Below are 19582 nucleotides of genomic sequence, written 5' to 3' on the forward strand. Positions count from 1 at the left end.
ATTGAAGGCAGGAGTGTTAGTTTGAAACATTTGGTTGTTGATACCACATAGTGGCACTCAAGATAGTCCTGTTTAACCTGTGTTTAGAACTTGCGGATATTGTTGCTCATTAGTCAGCGTGACTTCGTTCGTCCTGAATAAATGGCGGTTTGAATTACCAATTAATTTGAGCATTAATAAGCTGTCAGCGGGAATTGCTGAGGAATAGTGAATAGACCCCACACCAGCTACTGATTTCTGATGATTATAGGTAACACCTTCCCACCCAAACCCTGAGCGAACTGTTTCATCGTGAGCACCTCGGGTGCTACACCATTAAAGATAGCGCTTCCACTGCCTTCTGAAATCAAAACAGCAACGCATCCAACAGATCCTACCGGTGAATCCACAGCATCACCTGAGACCTATTAAAGACCTCAGGTGATTTCAGAAAAGATTAAAGCCCCAACTTCTCAACAACAAAATCGAGGTCTTTATCACCGCGCCCACTAAGGTTAACCTGAATACTCTGGTCAGAGGGCAGGTCTCCCGCCAATTTCATTGCATACGCAACCGCATGAGCGCTTTCCAACGCCGGAATAATGCCTTCTTTACGAGACAACGCCATGAATGCATCCAGACACTCCTGATCCGTTGCGCTCTGATACTCCACACGACCAATGTCTTTCAAGTAACTGTGCTGAGGACCAACACCCGGATAATCAAGACCGGAAGCAATAGAGTGAACCGGTAAAGGCTCTCCGGCTTCATCCTGCAACACATAGCATTTGAAACCATGGATTGCACCCGGTTTTCCCAACGTCATGGTTGCTGCATGTTCTGGAGTGTCCAGCCCTTTACCGGCTGGCTCTACGCCGATAACCTTTACATCGTTGTCGTTTAAAAATGCGGTAAACAAACCAATGGCATTACTGCCGCCGCCGACGCAGGCCATCAAATAATCTGGCAGCTTGCCTTCCATCTCCTGAAACTGATCACGGGCTTCTTCACCGATAATCTGTTGAAAATCACGAACCATCATGGGGAATGGGTGTGGGCCAACCACTGAACCAATGGCATACAACTGAGTTTCCGGATCAGCAAGATAGGCTTCAAAAGCACTGTCTACCGCATCTTTCAGCGTTCGGGTACCAAACGTCACAGGGACCACTTTACAGCCCAGTATTTTCATACGTGTGACATTGGGCGCTTCTTTTTCAATATCAATCTGTCCCATGTGGATTTCACACTCAATCCCCACCAGGGCACAGGCAGTTGCCATGGCAACACCGTGCTGACCCGCACCGGTCTCTGCAACCACCTTTTGCTTGCCCATGTATTTTGCCAGCAGCGCCTCACCAATGGCGTGATTGATTTTATGGGCACCGGTGTGATTCAAATCTTCCCGCTTGAGGTAGATTTTCGCGCCACCGATAGCATCTGATAGTCGTTTGGCATAAAAAATCGGGCTGGGCCTGCCTACGTAGTGCTTGTATAACGTATGCAATTCTTTGCGGAAAGCGGGGTCCTGCTGGATGGTTTCGTAAGCTGCTGTCACGTCAGCAATGGCTCTTTCAAGCGCCGGGGGAACCATGGAGCCGCCATACTCACCAAAATGGCCAGTGGCATCTGGCATGGGTGCGAATTCTATTGTTGTACTCATGTCGCTTACCTGCTGTTAGATAATCTCTGTTATCTTGGGGCTAATCATTGCCCTGACTTGTTATCTTTCTATCATTGTAAGAATGCCATTATTTACAATATTTGTCCTACCGTTTTGAACTCGTTATATGAAGTGATAAACAGAATCAAAGCCATCAGGACGTTTTCTGTTTGTATTCACATAGGTCTTCAATGATACAACTGCCGCACTGGGGCTTTCTGGCTTTACATACATATCGGCCATGCAAGATCAGCCAGTGATGAGCATCCATCAAAAACTCTTTTGGAATAAGTCTCACCAAACGCTTTTCAACTTCCAGTACATCTTTGCCAGGCGCAATGCCGGTCCGGTTGGAAACCCTGAAAATATGGGTATCCACCGCCATGGTTGGTTGTTTAAACGCGGTATTTAAAACGACGTTTGCCGTTTTTCTTCCTACACCCGGCAAGGCCTCAAGGTCTTCACGATTGTCCGGAACGATACTGTTGTGTTTTTCTATCAGGATACGGCAAGTCTTGATGACGTTCTCCGCCTTAGCGTTAAACAAACCGATCGTCTTTATGTAATCTTTCAACCCATCGACTCCCAACGCCAGAATAGCCTCTGGTGTATTGGCTGCCGGGTAGAGCTTATCCGTCGCCTTGTTCACTCCAACATCGGTTGCCTGGGCAGACAGAATAACCGCCACCAGCAGTTCAAACGGTGAGGTGTAGTTTAACTCTGTGGTTGGATTTGGATCAGCATCACGAAGCCTGCTGAAAATCTGGGTGCGTTTTTCTTTATTCATCCTTTACTCGTCAAGTAAACACTGTTGACTGTTACAGGCTATTCTAATCATAAAGTTATGGAAAACTGTATTTTCTACTTTAAGGCTTACACGTTCCAACGAAGGAAAAGGATATAAACAGATAAGACTACCTTGACTGATTCAAAAACGCTTTTGAATCAGTCAAGGTCTGCATCCAGAGAGCACTACTTATTTTTTGAAAAATAAACCACCACTACTTTTCTTTGGAGCCGCAGGCGTTGTTGCTTTTTGAACGGCCTGCGCCACATGTTGAGACCAGGGCTTACGTATGAGTATTCTCATTTGCATTTGACCAACCAGCCCCCATCATTAATGGCTTCAATTAACAACACTGTACGTTTATAGTCGCCCAATTTTACGGTGCCCGATGCTCAAGCCTGCTCCTCTCATCATGTTCCTCAACGATCTCAAAGACCCTCGCTCTCGGAGCAACAGCTGCGAGCACAAATTTATCGATATCCTGATAATAGCGATCTGCGCCATTATGAGCGATGGAGAGACGTGGGAGGATATGGAAAACTATGGTCATGACAAAGAAGACTGGCTCCGCACTTTCCTGGAGCTTCCATTCGGAATTCCTTCACACGACACCTTTTACTGTACCTTCTGTGCTCTTGATCCAGAGGTCTTTGAGACCTGTTTTATCCGTTGGGTTCGGTCTTTCTTTTCAGAAGCGCTACCTGCTGGAGAGAGCCTGACTGACATTATTCCTATTGATGGGAAGACAATTCGCGGCTCAAAAAGTAAGGGCAAACGCGCTGTTCATATGGTCAGTGCCTGGAGCAGTAACCTCCGTCTGGTACTGGGCCAGAAAAAGGTCGACTCAAAAACCAATGAAATAACGGCGATCCCTGAACTCTTCGAAATGCTTGATATGAAGGGTGCGCTCATCACAGCAGATGCGATCAGCTGTCAAAAAAGCATTGCAGCCAAATGCATTGAAAAAGAAGCTGATTACCTTCTTGCAGTAAAAAGTAATCAGAAAACCTTGCAGAAAGATATCCAGGCAGTTGTTGAAGCCCACTGGGAACAGAACCCTGCTGACCTACCCAGCAATAGCTTTGCAGAACAGAGAAATACAGGCCATGGTCGTAAAGAGTACCGCTGCTGCTGGGTCTTTGACGATCTGAGTCAGCTCTCAACCCATTATGGAGTGGGAAGGGCTTAAGCAGTTTGGCATCATTCAGTCTGACAGAACCATCGATGGAGTAGCGACAACTGCCCTACGTTTATACATTACCAGTAAAACGATGACAGCCGGGGAGATGCTCTGTGCTACACGAACACACTGGGAAGTGGAGAATAATTTGCACTGGATGCTGGATATAGCTTTCAGTGAAGATGCATGTCAGACCCGTGATGAAAATGCAGTAGAAAACTTGTCCATCTTACGCAGAATTTGCCTGAATATTTTCAATCTGGACAAGTTGGGCAAGGGGAGCATGAAGCGTAAACGCAAGAGAGCTGGCTGGAATAATGATTACCTGGCAGAACTATTAAAGACTTTTATGTTTGGCCAGAATCCTGATTCAAATGCGAATGATTATCCTCGTGCGTAAGCCCTGATGTTGAGACACCCAGGGCGGCGGCATGAGAAGGACAAATGTACTATTAATATACCTCCGGTGTAACCAGAAGTATGATAATGGCAAACTACACACCAATGGTCGTTAGGATCCAGTCACTCATTGAACCTCGTAGCGAGATTCACATTACTTACCCTCTTCCAGAAATCATATTTATCGCTTACATCAGTATCCTGAGTGGCCATACTAAATGGAAAAGCATGGAATGGTTCGCTAAATACAACCAATCTTGGTTTCGTCAGTTTTTCCCTTATACATACGGTTTTCCTTCCCATGATACGATTGCAACAGTCTTCAAACTGATTGATCCAGAAGCTTTTTCACAGTTGTTTGTTGAATGGGTAAGAGACACGGTAGCTGAGATGAATGCTCTCAAAATGGGGCCTCATCCTGAAAAAAACGACAACGTCATAGCGATAGACGGTAAGGCCCTGCGTGGCTCTCGCCCTTCCAAAGGCAAAAAGCTGGTTCATATCGTTAGCGCCTACAGTTCAGAGCTTAAGTTGATATTAGGCTTTACTCCCGTTGATATGAAATCCAACGAGATCACTGCCATACCCGATGTTATCGATACCCTCTTTGTGGAAGGCGCTTTGATCACCAGTGACGCTATGGGCTGCCAGAAGACTAAACCAAAACTCATTTGAAACATACGGTTCTAAATGAGCAGATAAATTGATCCAAAGCATGAAACGAAAAACGATTCAAGACGTATAATTACAGATCATTTTTTGCCATAACTATTCGATTCATGCTTAAAGTCCTACACGATAAATGGAATCAATCCCCAGAATGCCTCTATCAATCTGGATTATCAGAACCTCACCATAGGACGCGCGAACGCTTTATGGCCCTTTATCAAGTCTGTTGTGAGCAATCCGCTTCACAGGTGGCCTTCAGCACCAAACGCGCAACACACACCTTGTGGAAATGGATCAAAGCTTATAATGAATTCGGCCCAAAAGCTCTCCAGTATAAGCGTACAGGCGGGCACCCCCCTTTTGTCTAACCGTTACCTCAATCATCACTCAAGCCATCCACCGTTCGGCTGAAGCCGCTGCAAATGCTGAAAAGTCGTCACTCCCTCGCTGGACTCTTAAAAGGTTAGTAAACTGGTGCAAGGTGAAATGGAGCTTTACTTGCTCCCGGGAAACTATTCGCCGTGTTTTGAAAAGGAATAATATCTCCTGGAAAAAGGCGAAGAAGCTCCTGAATCGTGCCGATCCTGAAAAAAGAGCAGACTATCTGAAGCAGCTTGAGCCGTTACTTCAGCAGGCAACCAGGCAAGAAAAACTGATCGTTTATATTGACGAAGCGCACATTCATCAGGATACGGATATCGGTAGTGGGTGGTCAGCTAAAGGCGGTAGACTCTTTGTGTCTTCTTGCTCTCCAGGGCTATCCAAAGTCACGTTTTACGGGATTTATTACTACAACGAGGGCCAGGTTAGGATTTGGCCATACCCCAAAGGCAATTCACAACATACTGTGAATGTTCTGGAGCGTATTCGACAGGAGAATCTTGAACGACAAATTACTGTTATTTGGGATGGTGCGTCCTATCATCGGTCATTTGACGTCTGCGAGGCTGCAAAAAATCTAAAAATAGAGCTAGTCTGGCTACCTCCGTACAGTCCTGATTTTATGCCAGTTGAGGCTCTTTGGCGTTGGTTGAGAGAGGAGGTAACTTATCATTATTGTCATAGCACCCAAGATGAACTGGTGAAGAATGTCAAAGCCTTCTGCGTGCAGATTAACCAAAAACCAGTCGAGTTAGCCGACAGACTCCATACCAAGACGTCTCTTGACGAGGAGGAAGAGGTGCTCAGAAAACCGGTTAAGCCAAAACCAAAATAAAACCGATGGTTTCAAGTGAGTTTTGGTTTATCTGCAAAAAAATCATTGAAAAAAAGGCCGATTATTTACTTTGTGCGAAGGAAAATCAGCCCACACTGAGTAGCAATATCGAAGCCTGTTTCACTCAATATCTGGAAAATCATCAGAAGGATCCAAAGCCTGAAGATAWTAATCCCGCCTTTGCAGAAACTATTGAAAAAAACAAGGGGCGGCAAGAACACCGCCGTTGCTGGGTGTTTAATAATGTAGCGGATATTGACCCAAAGCAAGAGTGGCCTGGGCTTCAGCAATTCTCGGTTATCCAGAGAGACCGATTGATCGGCAAAAAGCAAACAACAGAGTTGCACTTTTATATTGAAAGCAGGGAGATGACGGCAGCCAGTGTTCTGAGTGCAGCACGGAACCACTGGAGCACTGAAAATGGGCAACATTTGTCGTTGGATGTCAGCTTTAGGGAAGACGCTTCTAAAATCCATGAGAGAACAGCGGCAAAAAACATAGCGACGGTTAGGCGCTGGTGTTTCAATGCTCACAAGAAAAGCTGTCGCTTTGAGAAAGAAAGTATGGCAAGGCGGATTGAGCTGGCAGGATTAGATGCGGACTATCGAACTGAGCTGGTACTGGAGACGTTGCGTCCTGACTAATCGTTTGATTTAAACTGACCTGTAGGAGCGTTGTAAGATCCAAGCTTTGTATAAGGCAGTCAGCTTGTGTGTGAAAATTCCATATATTGGTTTCATTTTGGCAATCTCGGGAGAAATACAGATTAAATAACCTGATAAGACTCTATCTAAAAGCTTGGATGTCATGAGTAGGATTAGAAATTAAACTATAGTGCATCCGATGCCTCCGCCCTGTTGAGACACCGAAGCGGGTCTGGATTGAGTTTCTACTCTTGCACCAAGCAAAACCACACCATTTTTTTGATATATATTTTGTTCCTCTATCACATCCAAGCTAACAAACAAAGGGCAACCCGTGGCTTTATTTCTTATTGAGTTGCTTAGAGGACGAAAATAACTGTCAGATTTGTCTGGTTTGAAAGAATCAGTCAAATCGGGCCTGGATGCATCCTGACTTATAAGTTCAAGTGTTACTTTGCGGTTAAAGGGCCAGTTAAGCAGCGCATCGTATTCACCTTTATAAACAATAAAGAAAAGACTTAGGTGCGTTCTCTTCCCCGGGCCATCGCCATTCAAATATGCCACCAGACCGAGTTTATAACCATAAGTGCTTGTATAGAATGGTTCACTGTAAATTGCTGGTTGCTCTCCTTTAACAGCCTTCTCTCTCTCTTGGCTAAAGTTCTCTATTTTCCAGATAAGTCGCCCGTTATAACTGGTTGTCTTTGTTTGCAATGACTCCATTTTACTTATTCGCTGGAGAGCACCATTCAGTGTTTGATGCTCCAGTACACTCAGATTTTTTGCCTGAGCCATAAACTTGGCTGTTAAACCATCCACTGATTCCTGCAGTTCTTTTAACAGCTGATCTTTGTTTTTATTTTCTTGAGTCAGTTGTTCGACCTTACCTTCAAGCTCACCGACATGAGACTCAACATTATTAAACATGGATGTCACAGTCGTCTTGTCATCTTCAAATCCATTGCCTAAAGCATGTTCTTTAATCCAGTCTGCTTTACTTATGCCTAGCCGAGCCTCCTGTATCCCCAAATCTGCTTTGGCAACAATCTGCTGCAGAGCCATTTCCAGAGATTGTATCTTTTTTCCATTATCTTCGAATTGCTGCAGGACGAACTTTTTAAGTTGCTTAACAACTTGTGTCCCGTCACTGCTGTCCGGTTAAAAATCTGGGGAAGAACTGAAGTGCTTGTCTCTGTTGATCTACGGTAAAATTGCGGTTGTCGAGACAGCTATTTTACAGAACAAGAGAGACAGGCATGAAGCATCATAACAGCGTTTTCCAACAGTTACTCAAAACAATCCCACGTCACCAGTTTCAGAAGGTAGTTGATCGACACAATGGGRATCATCGAATCAGAACTCTGACATGCTGGACTCAGCTCGTTTCCATGATGTTTGCTCAACTGGCCAGCCGCGTTTCCATTCGGGATCTGGTTGAGAATTTTAATGCCTGCCACAACCACCATTACCATTTGGGTGTCTCTCGCATAAAGCGTTCTTCATTGYCGGATGCCAACAGCACTCGGGCGGCCAGTATTTTCGAAGAAACCTTTTTCTTTCTACTACAAAAGGTCAGAAGCCATCTGCCTCGGGGAGCGGGCAATGAAATGGTGCGCCTGATTGATTCCACGACCATTGACTTAAATTTGAACCAGTTTGAGTGGGCGCATTTTCGAAAAACTAAAGGCGGCATAAAGCTTCATACGGTGTATGACCCGAAGGCCGATACTCCCACTTTTTTCGAACTGACCACCGCCAAGAAGAATGACTGCAAAGCGGCTCAGAACCTTCCCATCATGGCAGGTGTCACCTATGTTTTTGACCGGGCTTACGACGACTACAGCTGGTATCACGAAATGACCTGTCAGGGCACGCAATTTGTGGGCAGGATGAAAACATCAGCAGTCTATGAAGTCGTMGAATGTCGTGAAACAACAGAAGACTCTATTCTGGAAGACCAAATCATCAGGCTCTCTTCTGACAAAGGTAGAAAAGACTGCCCGGTTGATCTCAGGCGGGTCARGATTTGCCGGAAAGAAGACGGCAAAGTACTGGTGTTTATCAGTAACGATCTGAGGAGAAGTGCTGCAGAGATTGCTGCCTTGTATAAATCACGCTGGCAGATCGAGCTGTTCTTYAAGTGGATTAAACAGAATCTGAAGGTCAAGCGGTTCCTTGGGCGCAGTGAAAATGCAGTAAAAATACAGGTGCTCATAGCAATGATTGCCTACCTCCTGCTGCGATTGGCTCAGATCACAACATCCTGCAAGTTGTCGTTACAGCAAATAGCCCGAAGAATCAGTCTTAACCTGACCCGTCGGTGCTCTTTGTTGGAATTATTCAGTGATCCGCCGGATAGAATTGAAGCCAATTTACCCCGGAATCAGGGGAGCCTGGAGCTGGTTTATGCTTAACCGGACAGTAGTTGTTTATCATAACTGATTTGGCTATTCTCGGTCAGCCTCCTAGCCATTGGTGAGTTTTATAATGCGCTGATTGCTGCTGCCTCTCCAAGGTAAACTTAAGTCTCTTTTGTCCAGCTCAAAACGACCATCAATCATCACGTCAACGTATTGGATGACCTCTTTCTGGGCTGTGCTCAGCTCTTCAATAGTGTAACCCGTCCAAAGCCAAACATTCTTCTCTGGATAGGTTTCTTTGACTCTTTTAACCAGTTTAAGAATCCCCGTGAGATTACCGGGATACAGTGGGTCACCGCCTGACAGTGATAGCCCATCACGCTTGATGCGCGCATCACCCAAGTCTTCAATAATCCTGTCTTCCATGGCCTGATCAAAAGGATGCCCCATGCGGGCATCCCAAGTTGATGAGTTATGGCATCCTTTACAGAAGTGCTCGCAGCCGCTGACGAACAGCGTGCAGCGAGTGCCTTCACCATTGACCACGTCAATAGGATAATACTGCAGATAATTCATAGCGGATTACAGATGTTTCACACGACGAACCACTTCTTCCTGCTTACCCTTGATAAAAGGGCGACTATTGGGTTGGCCGAGATATCCACAAACACGACGGGTAACCGACATACGGTCTGAATCCCGGTTTTTACACTGTGGACATTCAAAGCCACGACTGGTGGCATTGAATTCACCTTCGTAGCCACAGCTGTAGCAGGAATCATTGGGCGTATTCGTACCGTAGTAAGGCACTTTGTCGTAAGTATAGTCCCAGACGTTTTCCAGAGCTTTGAGATTGTTGACCATGTTCGGGTATTCACCGTAACAGATAAAACCACCACTGGCGTGTTTTGGATACACTTGCTCAAAGTCTACCTTGTCGTATGGGTTTACTTTTTTCTCAACATCCAGATGGAAGGAGTTGGTGTAGTAACCCTTTTCCGTTACGCCTTCAATCACACCAAACTTTTTCTTGTCTAAGCGACAGAAGCGGTCGCAGAGACTTTCGCTGGGTGTCGAGTAAAGACTAAAGCCGTACCCGGTTTCTTCTTTCCACTGATTGACTGTCGCTCGCAGTGTTGCAATGATGGCCACACCTTTCTGGCGGAGCGCTTCACTGTCGTAGATATCACCATTGCCATACAGAGCATTGATGGTTTCATGGACGCCAATATAGCCCAGAGAAATGGAAGCACGACCATTTTTGAAAATCTCACTGACTTTGTCGTCTGGCTTTAAGCGAACACCGCAAGCACCCTCGACGTAAAGGATTGGCGCGACTCTGGCACGGACATTATCCAGTCGATGAATGCGACTCATGAGGGCATCTTTAGCCACCTTCAGGCGCTCTTCCAATAATTGGTAGAATGTTTCTTCACTGCCCTTACTTTCAATAGCAATACGTGGCAAGTTTAGGGAAACCACGCCTAGATTGTTACGCCCGTCGTGAATTAACTTGCCTTCTTCTTCATAAACGCCCAGAAATGAACGACAGCCCATAGGGGTTTTAAAACTGCCAGTGACTTCTACCAGCTTGTCGTAGTTCAAAATGTCCGGATACATACGCTTACTGGCACACTCAAGAGCCAGTTGCTTGATGTCGTAGTTAGGATCTTCCTGGGCAAAGTTCACGCCTTTACGGATGGCAAAGACCAGCTTTGGAAATACCGGTGTCTTGCGGTTTTTGCCTAGGCCACGAATACGATTCTGCAAAATGGACTTCTGCACCAGACGCTCTTCCCAGCTGGTTCCCAGACCAAAACCAAAAGTAACAAACGGCGTCTGTCCATTAGCGGTGTGCAGTGTGTTGACCTCGTATTCCAGCGCCTGATAAGCGTCATTGCAATCTTTCTCGGTCATTTCCATGGCAAAGTCGCGGGCTTTCTGCTCATCGCCAATCCAGCGCATACCTTGCTGAAGATGTTTTTCGTAGGTTTTGGTGACGTAGGGTGCATGAATTCGATCAATTTCATTGATGCTGGTGCCGCCATAGATATGGCTGGACACCTGGGCAATGATCTGAGCAGTAATGGCCGCCGCGGTCGTGATGGACTTCGGCGTTTCAATTTCCGCGTTACCCATACGGAAGCCATTGGTCATCATTCCTTCGATATCGATCAACATGCAGTTGAACATTGGGAAGAAGGGAGAATAGTCCAGATCGTGATAATGAATTTCACCACGGTCATGGGCTTCAGTAATGTGCCTTGGCAGGATGTGCTGCTTGGCATAATGACGAGCAACAACGCCTGCCAGCAAATCCCGTTGAGTTGGGATTATCTGACTGTCTTTGTTGGCATTTTCATTCATGATCTCTTCATTATCCTGGTTGATAATGCTGAGAATGTCTTTGCTGAGGGCGTTACGCGACTCCCGTTCGATATCGCGGGTCTGGCGGTATTCAATGTATTTACGGGCAGCATTATGGTGTTCGCTGCTCATCATTAGGTCTTCTACCTGATTCTGAATATCGTAGATGTCCACCTGCTTCTTAGGCGCTACGGTATTGGCCACTTTTTTACCAACGTATTCCGCAAAATCGTTATCCTTGATATGAGCATCATTCAAGGCGCTGGCGACGGCTTTGACAATTCGTTCTGCATCAAAAGGCTGCCGTGAGCCATCACGTTTGATGATCTCTGTCATGGGTAACTCCGGGAATAAGAATAAGGCATCTGACTCATAGTACCGAGCGATGTCAATAAATTGTGGTGTGGTGTTAAGTTAAGCACTAGATGTAGTGTTTTCGGTGGTAATGATCCTCCAAAATTTCGCGTTCTGCAATATTGACAAAACGCAAAATCCACCGGAATTTCCTTGTTGAGTGGAAAAGTCAGGGATCACTGACGGCGGAGCATAAGTGCAATCAAAGGATATATGTCGTCTAGGTAGATACCGTTATGTTGGGTTAATGTGACATATTGCTGAAAGGCAGCGTTGGTGCGATGATCAGCCACCCTTTTTGAACATCGATGTGGAGAGTGAGTTGAGCCCAAGTCACGGAAAAGTTGCCCTGGCAAACTGTGAATATGATCCTATGCAGGAAAAGATGCTGTCAGCCTATCTGGTTTCCTGCCCGCCGGATCATGGTAGAACCATGACGGTCACCGCCATTAAAGGGCTTATGTTTGCTATTGCGAACTCTCCGGTCACTGTCACTCCCGATCGCTGGATGGCGTTGGCTTTAGCCTCGAAACAACCGGTGTTTACGTCTAAGGAGCAGGAGGATGATGTTCGTCACATCCTTTTCAACCTTCTGGAAAAAATAAGACACACCATTACCTCTGGTCAGGAAGTATTGCCCGAAGAGTGTCGTGCAGAAGATATTTATTCATCGAACTTTTCTCGTCTGAAGGAATGGGCCATGGGTTATGGCCAGGGCAGTGAACTGCTGATGGATGTATGGACTCAGGTGTTGAAACACCCCAAGGTTAAGCCTATGGAAGAGTCCTGGTCCAGCTGTATGCTTCTGTTGAACGTTTGGAGTCGTGCAGACAGCCTGCTGGAAAAAGCAAAGAAGCCCGGTGGCCCAAATGTGAATAAAATGCTGGATGCCATGCCTGCCGTCGCTCGGGAAATGGCCGTCATGTGTCATGATATTCGTAAGATCTGGCAGGTATCTACTGCAAAAACCGCCCCGGTTACGGTGACTAAGGTGGGGCGGAATGCCCCATGCAGCTGTGGCAGCGGTAAAAAATACAAGAAGTGCTGCGGGGAAAAATAACCTCAGGCAATGTTAACATCGCCGGAAGGAAAGCTTCCGGTTCCATTTCCATCTTTATTTTTATTTGTATCTTCACTTCCATGAAAGTGCAGCTCCCTTTGAGGGAATGGAATGGTTACACCTTCCCGATCAAACCGAATCTTTACTTCCCGCGTGATATCCCAGTAAACATCCCAGTAATCATCTGTCTTCACCCATGGTCGTACAATAAAGTCCACTGAAGACTCATTGAGTACATGAACCTTAATCATCGGTTCTGGTGTTTTCAACGTACTTGGGTGGCTGGTGACGATATCGCAGAGAATGGTTTCGACGCGCTCGATCTGATCGCCATAGGCGACACCAAACACCATATCCACCCGGCGAATCCGCTCAGCGGTCATGTTCTTAATGGTTTCACCCCAGATTTTTGCATTGGGAACCATAAACACCTGATTATCAAAGGTTCGGATGGTGGTATTTACCAGACTCATTTTGCCCACTTTACCCGCAACGCCACCGGCTTCGACAAAATCCCCCACATCAAACGGGCGATAGATCAAAATCATCATGCCAGAAGCAAAGTTGGAAAGGGTATCTTGCAGGGCAAAACCGATCACGATACCGGCGACTCCAAGACCGGTCAGTACCGGTGTTAAGTCCCAACCTATTTGGGCCAGCGAAAACAAGACGCCAAAGATAATGACGATATTGCCACCGACTTTTATAAAAAAATCCTGAACCAATGTGCTGAAACCAGCTTTTTTATGGGTGACAGCCCGGGATATCAGCAGACGAACCAGTCGAGCCAGTAGCACGGCACCAATCATTAACAGAACAAAAAGAATGACCCGTGAGAGCATGCTGGAGATATTGGATTTTAACCATGCGGTGAGATCCACCCAAAGCCCGGCAACCACCGCTTTCATGGTATCCAGATTGAAAACGGCTTCGGCAAGGTTACCGGTGGTTTTGAACAGCAATTCGTTATATTGCTCAACCGGAAGATCTTGGTCTTCCATTATCATAACGACGTCTTTCAGGTTGGCCACTGCACTTTGCACCAATCGGTTCTGAGAGGCGGCTTTCGCCTCCAGTGTGCTTCGTGCATCCGCAGGAAGCGTCTTTAACTCATCCTGTAACAGTGAATTCTGGCGGGCATTGCTGCGCAGAAAAGAGGCCATGAAATCGGCGTACAGGGTGATTTCCTGATTCAATTCATCTTCTTGATCAGTGACGTCTATACCCATGCTTTGCAGTAATTTAAGATTTTTTTCGCGCTCAACCATCAGGATGTTGATGTAGTGGTAAAAATCATCAATGTTGAAAATAGTCAGGACTTGCTGATCGATGGTGGCATGTTCGTATTTGGCAAAAAGATTTTGCAGATCGGTGGAGGCAAACGTTAACCGCTGCTCGAAGAAACGGTTTTCTGCATGGACCAGATCAACAATGCGTTTGGGCGCGTCAATGGTTGCCGGACTGGCTTGTAATTGTTTGATAGTGTCGTTTATTTGCTTCGCTAACAAATTGATATCGACGGATGCCTGTTGTTGTATGAGGTCTCTGTTGACTTCGGATTGGGTTTTCCCCCAATTGGTCTCCATCTTTTTCATTTTGATTTCTGTTGCCTTGATGGCAGCGGAAGCGGTTTTGTATTGTTTTTGCAGTTCAGCCGTTAATGGCGGCGGTGGTGCTTTGGGTTCTTGAGGCGAGTCTTGATTGTCGGCGGCATTAACAAATGTGCAGAAAAAAAGTGACAGAAGTAAAGTTCGAAACACTGGAGACCTCCAGATTAGATATCAGTCTCCTGTGTAGTTTAGGTGCTGCAGATGGCTCGGTAGAAAAAGTTCACTGACGTTTATTATGGGGTGCAGATCCGGTATTCAGATATCGCGCCTCGTTTCCATGCTCCGAGGTTGTCGCGAAACCCTTCAACCCTGGCTCCCATGCTTTGCGTGGGAGCCGGAAAACCTGATGTTTGGGGTATGCATTCCCACGCTGGAGAGGGTGTCGCAAAACTCCAGAAACCTCGTTCCCACGCAAAGCATGGGAACCAGGGCTTTTGCAACAGCCTCTGGAGCATGGGAACGAGGGCAATAGAAAAAGTTCACTGCCGTTTATTGGTTGGCTTCTTACCCTGCATCCAATTGTAATTCCGTAGCTATTTGTTCTTCAGTGCCTTTCGCCAGGTGCTGCACATCCAGCAGATAGATACGCTCTGGCGCTAAGCCACCCTCGTTCATCAGGTAGTCTTTAATTTCTTTAGCCCGGTCGATCGCAAGCTCTCTCATGGCAGCTTCATTGTAGGGCCATTGCTGAATCAGCTGCTCAGTAATACTGGCTATATTATTGTTTTCCAACGCGATAGTTGCACGACCAGAGTCATTCATTTTAGTGGCGACTTGGGTCAGCAGTTGCAAATGAACTTCTGGATTTATCATGGATAAGGATGTGGATTCGGGAATTGGCTGCTGCTGGTTTTCCAGCGTATTGATCCAAGATTTATACAGTTGTTCATTCAGCAGTTTTTCTGCCACCAGAGGCCAGTCCGACTGGTTGGCGGTTTTGCCTGTTACTTCCAGTTGCAGTTCAGGTCTTTCCTGAAGTGCTTTTGCCAGTTTATCCAGAGATTCGATTTGCTGGTATTGCTGGAGTGAAAATTCACCGGGTGCAAAATTGATGAACTGCATCTCTTCAGCACTGCCGCCGACCAGTGATGCCAGCAGATCAAAGGGAGCTGAGATAAGGTTGGTAATTAAATTAAACAACGCCGTGCGGATAATAGGGCCAAGCTTGAATTCCGGGTTATCCAAGTCACCACTGACTGGCAGCTTAATATCAATTTGACCATTTCGGTCTTTGAGCAGGGCAATTGCAAGGCGAATCGGCAGGTCAACGCTTTCGTCACTGTCAACTTTGCTGCCCAGTATCAGCTTGTCCAGCAACATCTCATTGGTGGCGGAAAGTTGGTGATTACGAATACCGTAATTCAGATCCAGATGCATCCGACCTTTCTGAATGGAGTATCCGGCAAATCGTCCGGAATAGGGTGTTAGTGTCGTTAGTTCAAGATTTTTGAACGACATTGAGAGATTGGTTTGGTCAAGGGGCGATGATGGGTTTATGGCTCCCTGAATCGTTACCGGGGCGTAGCGGTCAACTCTCCCAGCGATGTCGATGGTGGCTGGTGTCTGACTTTTGGAGTCAAAGCCGGAGACTTTACCATTGAGGTTGACGATAGGTGTTGCAAAACCTGGCTCAAAAGAACGATCGGAAAAGTCCATGGCGCCGTTTGCTATGGAGAATGTCTTTATTGCCAGGCTGAAATCCCGGGCGTTATCTTTCTCTGGAGAACTTTCTGGAGAGTAGCCGGGTGCTGTGGGTTGTTGGGCGGTACTGCTCGTTTCTTTGGCGAGTGCGGCAAGATTAACTTGGAGGTTTTCATCGATAGCAATGACGGCTTCAGGATCGCTCAAAGCGATCTGCTGGACAGTTAAGCGGTTGTCGCTTTCGCGATAAGCCAGCCCGTTTACTTGCAGGTGTAGCCAGCGAACCACTGGCTCCTGGTTGATGGTGCTATCAATGCGGAGCTTGTCTATCGATGCATTGCTTTCAATCTCTACTCCATCAGTATGCTGCCAGTTTACCTGCGCTTCGACGTTTAAATTGCCGCTTTTTAACTCTGCGTTGGCATATTTAGAAATAATGGGCTGAAAATCCGGTAGGTTCAGTTTCTTCAGGGTGATGGCCCCTGAAGCAATGGTGTTGATAGGATCTTCTGCCAACTGAAGATGCAGCTGGCTAGTTAGCCTTGTACTGTCGTTTAAATGGGTGTTGATTGTGATGTCGGTGCTGGATTCTGGCCAACCAATGTTCTGCCCCACAAGATCAATGTGATCAAGGGTTAGGTTAAAAGGTGACGTCTTGTGGGTGTATTGATGATCCGTAAACTGGAACTTGCCTTTACGAAGGGTGGTCTCTCTGACGAGAAAGTGAACAGATTTGCCTGGCTCATCAGGAGTAGCTTGTGGCTTTTGTGCTGTTGGCGCGAGTAAAGCAGCGACATTGGCAATGCCTTTTTTATTAAATATCAGTTTGGTAGCCGGCTCATCGATCTGAATGCTGTTCAGGGCAAAGGTACGCTGCTGGCTAGAAGGCGGAAAGATAAACTGCGCCAGATCCTGCCATTGGGCATCAATGGAGATTGACGACAGTTGCGCCGTATCTTCAATATCCAGAGCAACCAGGGTCAGGTTGAGAGTAAATGGGTTGAAGTAGACGGCCCCAAGCTTAACTTCTTTGGTTAGTAATTGATTACCAACCAAAGAGACTCCTATATGCAGCAAAGGAGGGATAATACCAAAACCGACAACGGCAACAGCAGTTATTGCTTTTAAGAAAAGTGACGCCAGTTTTCTAATCATTTTTGTTTGATATGATGTGAGTCAGGTGTCTTGCAACACTTGAAAGCTAATCGAGAAAGTCAATCATATCAGTCCAAAAATGTGATGGGTATTTAATTATTTCCGATCGAGCTTAAAAGCATGCTCGGTAATAACTGAAAGTCCCATTTTCTGCTTTTTATCTGAGGGCCTGGTGTCCTTGCTTTCCAGAAGGTCTATCTCAAAATGCTCACCAAATAGCTCATGCACTCTGTCTGGAGTGATGACATAAGGTGGGGCGATGTTTTCCGGATGATCATATTCGATAGTGAGCAATAGGATCTGTTCAATATCTGGAGCAATCCGTAACAGCTGGGCAACATATTGCTCTTGCATCTTTGGTGGCAGTGCCACAAGTGCAGCCCGATCATAAACAAAACGCGCCGGTACACTGCTCTCTGTTAAGGTGAAGAAATCACCATGGATGATAGCCAGATTATCAGAGGACCAGTATTCATGCTCACCAGCTTTCTGACGGTTGCTTTTGAGTTTTTGCTCAGCAAAAAATGCCTCAACAGCGATATCGCTCAACTCGGCACCCAGTACGAAATGGCCTTGTTGATGAAGCTCAACCATGTCCAGTGTTTTGCCGCACAGAGGGACAAACACCATATTGCCGGGCATGGCGCGAATCTTAGGCCAGTGCTTTACCAGCAGAGGGTTCGGCTGATCCAGATGGAAGCCAATATCGTTGTTTTTCCAGAAAGCCTGCCAGTCTGTAGTGTCCGTCATTATTGTTTTCCCGCATTCTGGGTGGCATTAGAAAGAGTTAATCACTAACAATAGCGGCACTTGGAAAGAAGATAAACAGTGAATGTCACGAAAGTGACCTTACCAGAACGCTTCTGTGTATTTAATACCTGCGGTTTCTGTTGTCCATTCACTGCAGTCAACCTGTTCTGAAGCTGCGAGTCTCTCCAATGTATCAATGCGCTCTTCAACCTGATCTATTGTTTCATTATCTGTTTTGAATGTTTCAATAAGGGTGCCTATTACTTCACTGCTCATTTTAGGGTGAATATTTGGTTCGGCCTTCAAATAGCGAATGACTTTGCTATCCAAATTATCGTAGTCGACAGCGTTGTCAGGGTTAGGAGTCGGGAAACGTGTGTATGGGTCAACCGATAGGGTTAAATACTTTACAGCTCTTACAGTGCTTGAGCCGAGTAATTCCTGCATATAGCTGCAATTTGGATACAGTCCGGCATGGCATGCGAATGCATAATCGTCAGGTTCAATGTCGTAGAATCCTCCTCCACAATAAAAGCACTTCATAGCATCACCAGAGCCAATATAGAAGGCTCAGGATTCTGTCCACTGATCAATATTACCAAGGAAAAAGTTTGAAAAGCCGTCTGGGAAGCTTGCATCACGACTCTCTCTGGTAGAGTAGTTTGGATGAGCAGGATTCTCCGTGATTCGCATGGCTTTGATGGCTTTTCTGATAGGGCTATCTTCTGGAATAGGTTTCAAAATTCGGAATGCTTCTAGCACTGCTGCTTTTCTGTAAGCGAAAGCCTCACCAGTTGGTTCTTCTTGTATCGGTGACAGGCGACCGCCAGATTCACTACTGTCTGTCGATTCACTACTGTCTGTCGATTCACTACTGTCTGTCGATTCACTACGAAGTAATGAAAATCCACGATCCATGAACGGTGGGGTGTATGCAGGAAAGCTCATAAGTTCATTAAGTAGTTGATCATTTGAAATCATATAAACTGACTAACCGATCAATCAGTTAATCCATTACGAGCCGGCTCAGGAATTTTGAACTACTGTTTCCTCATAGTTTCCACCTGTACGATCATCATGAAATCGGTTTCCAACATAACTGATCCAGCTATCATCACTACACTGCAACAGGCTTCGCGCCTTGGTCCTACTCCGTATTTGAGAGAACGAGCTCATGCTGTATTGCTAAGCCACCGTGGGTATACTCTTGAGCAAATAGCTGATGTATTCAGCACTCAATATCAGACCATCTCTAACTGGATAGACCAGTGGGAAGATTTTGGCATTCGTGGCTTGTATAAAAGCCATGGCGGTGGTGTCCCTCTAAMCTTCAACCCTGAAGAAGTCGCTCGCTTCAAGGAGCTGGTAAAAAATGAACCACGTCGTATAAGACACGCCAAAGCAGTACTTGAAGAAGAAACCMAAAAAAAAACTTCGCTGCMCACGYTGAGACGYATGGCTAACAGCCTTGGCATGGTTTACAAACGAGTTCGACGTTCATGCAGTCACAAGCGAGATCAAGAGCACTTTGATAGTTGCCACAAGGCTCTTAGTGAAGCAAAAGAGGCAGAAGACAACGGCCTTATTAATCTTTTTTACTTCGATGAATCTGGATTTTCACAAGAACCTTCAGTGCCCTACGCCTGGCAGCCGAGGGGAGAGCAACTTCGAATTCCCTCCGTCAAGAGTAAACGTATCAACGTACTTGGGTTTATGAACCGGAGCAACGACCTGTTCTATTATCCCGT

The 19582-nt window shown here is 46.1% G+C and carries 18 protein-coding genes; 8 read left to right on the forward strand and 10 right to left on the reverse strand.

The window, feature by feature from the left end; translation table 11 throughout:
- Window positions 1-436: 436 nt before the first annotated feature.
- Together trpB and nth are read right to left on the reverse strand one after the other, a co-directional pair.
- A complete protein-coding gene (gene trpB, locus AKL11_RS15660; RefSeq protein ID WP_067519105.1) occupies window positions 437-1642 on the reverse strand; it encodes a tryptophan synthase subunit beta in 1206 nt (401 codons plus the stop codon).
- A 154-nt stretch (window positions 1643-1796) separates the two neighbouring features.
- Window positions 1797-2429, reverse strand: coding sequence for an endonuclease III (gene nth / locus AKL11_RS15665; RefSeq protein WP_067519107.1), 633 nt, complete (start codon window positions 2427-2429; stop codon window positions 1797-1799).
- Between the two features lie 388 nt (window positions 2430-2817).
- Between nth and AKL11_RS15670 the strand changes: the two genes are divergently transcribed.
- The 5 genes from AKL11_RS15670 to AKL11_RS15685 all read left to right on the forward strand — a co-directional run bounded on the left by AKL11_RS15670 (window position 2818) and on the right by AKL11_RS15685 (window position 6537).
- On the forward strand, window positions 2818-3618 hold the full coding sequence (locus AKL11_RS15670; RefSeq protein WP_067581837.1) for an ISAs1 family transposase: 801 nt from the start codon (window positions 2818-2820) through the stop codon (window positions 3616-3618).
- The gene (locus tag AKL11_RS24660; RefSeq protein ID WP_095210423.1) at window positions 3599-4009 is read left to right on the forward strand and encodes an ISAs1 family transposase; all 411 of its coding nucleotides are present in this window, start codon (window positions 3599-3601) and stop codon (window positions 4007-4009) included. Before AKL11_RS15670 ends, AKL11_RS24660 begins: the two co-directional genes overlap by 20 nt.
- A 104-nt stretch (window positions 4010-4113) precedes the next feature.
- Entirely contained in the window at window positions 4114-4683 is a 570-nt protein-coding gene (locus AKL11_RS15675; protein WP_253705232.1) for an ISAs1 family transposase, read from the forward strand.
- Between the two features lie 388 nt (window positions 4684-5071).
- On the forward strand, window positions 5072-5893 hold the full coding sequence (locus AKL11_RS15680; RefSeq protein ID WP_245673409.1) for an IS630 family transposase: 822 nt from the start codon (window positions 5072-5074) through the stop codon (window positions 5891-5893).
- Between the two features lie 5 nt (window positions 5894-5898).
- Window positions 5899-6537 (forward strand): ISAs1 family transposase, encoded by a 639-nt coding sequence (locus AKL11_RS15685; RefSeq protein ID WP_067519111.1) that lies wholly within the window; start codon window positions 5899-5901, stop codon window positions 6535-6537.
- A 180-nt stretch (window positions 6538-6717) separates the two neighbouring features.
- Here AKL11_RS15685 and AKL11_RS15690 read toward each other — a convergent pair whose 3' ends face one another.
- A complete protein-coding gene (locus tag AKL11_RS15690) occupies window positions 6718-7599 on the reverse strand; it encodes an MATH domain-containing protein (RefSeq protein ID WP_067519113.1) in 882 nt (293 codons plus the stop codon).
- A 194-nt stretch (window positions 7600-7793) separates the two neighbouring features.
- On the opposite strand from AKL11_RS15690, the gene AKL11_RS15695 reads away from it, so the two are divergent.
- Complete coding sequence (locus AKL11_RS15695; protein ID WP_067519115.1) at window positions 7794-8951, forward strand: IS4 family transposase; 1158 nt, start codon at window positions 7794-7796, stop codon at window positions 8949-8951.
- A 51-nt stretch (window positions 8952-9002) separates the two neighbouring features.
- Here AKL11_RS15695 and nrdG read toward each other — a convergent pair whose 3' ends face one another.
- Together nrdG and nrdD are read right to left on the reverse strand one after the other, a co-directional pair.
- Window positions 9003-9473 (reverse strand): anaerobic ribonucleoside-triphosphate reductase-activating protein, encoded by a 471-nt coding sequence (gene nrdG / locus AKL11_RS15700; protein WP_067519117.1) that lies wholly within the window; start codon window positions 9471-9473, stop codon window positions 9003-9005.
- A 6-nt stretch (window positions 9474-9479) separates the two neighbouring features.
- Window positions 9480-11600, reverse strand: a complete 2121-nt coding sequence (gene nrdD, locus AKL11_RS15705) for an anaerobic ribonucleoside-triphosphate reductase (RefSeq protein WP_067519119.1) — start codon at window positions 11598-11600, stop codon at window positions 9480-9482.
- A 340-nt stretch (window positions 11601-11940) separates the two neighbouring features.
- On the opposite strand from nrdD, the gene AKL11_RS26280 reads away from it, so the two are divergent.
- A complete protein-coding gene (locus AKL11_RS26280) occupies window positions 11941-12678 on the forward strand; it encodes a UPF0149 family protein (RefSeq protein ID WP_157673597.1) in 738 nt (245 codons plus the stop codon).
- Between the two features lie 2 nt (window positions 12679-12680).
- On the opposite strand, the gene AKL11_RS15715 is transcribed toward AKL11_RS26280, so the two are convergent.
- From AKL11_RS15715 to AKL11_RS15735, 5 genes are all read right to left on the reverse strand, one after another.
- Window positions 12681-14438 carry a mechanosensitive ion channel domain-containing protein gene (locus tag AKL11_RS15715; protein WP_253705215.1) on the reverse strand — a complete coding sequence of 586 codons (1758 nt, stop codon included), beginning with the start codon at window positions 14436-14438 and terminating at the stop codon, window positions 12681-12683.
- A gap of 354 nt (window positions 14439-14792) precedes the next feature.
- A complete protein-coding gene (locus tag AKL11_RS15720; RefSeq protein ID WP_067519123.1) occupies window positions 14793-17084 on the reverse strand; it encodes a DUF748 domain-containing protein in 2292 nt (763 codons plus the stop codon).
- Window positions 17085-17180: 96 nt separating this feature from the next.
- A complete protein-coding gene (locus AKL11_RS15725) occupies window positions 17181-17834 on the reverse strand; it encodes a thiopurine S-methyltransferase (protein WP_067519125.1) in 654 nt (217 codons plus the stop codon).
- A gap of 99 nt (window positions 17835-17933) precedes the next feature.
- A complete protein-coding gene (locus AKL11_RS15730; protein ID WP_157673598.1) occupies window positions 17934-18377 on the reverse strand; it encodes a baculoviral IAP repeat-containing protein in 444 nt (147 codons plus the stop codon).
- Between the two features lie 27 nt (window positions 18378-18404).
- Window positions 18405-18782: a hypothetical protein gene (locus AKL11_RS15735; protein WP_216636809.1), complete on the reverse strand. Its 378-nt coding sequence runs from the start codon at window positions 18780-18782 to the stop codon at window positions 18405-18407.
- A gap of 129 nt (window positions 18783-18911) precedes the next feature.
- Here AKL11_RS15735 and AKL11_RS15740 point away from each other — a divergent pair.
- A partial coding sequence (locus tag AKL11_RS15740) for an IS630 family transposase (RefSeq protein WP_067519132.1) occupies window positions 18912-19582 on the forward strand: 671 nt, incomplete at its 3' end.

Source organism: Endozoicomonas ascidiicola, assembly GCF_001646945.1.
Lineage (GTDB): Bacteria > Pseudomonadota > Gammaproteobacteria > Pseudomonadales > Endozoicomonadaceae > Endozoicomonas > Endozoicomonas ascidiicola.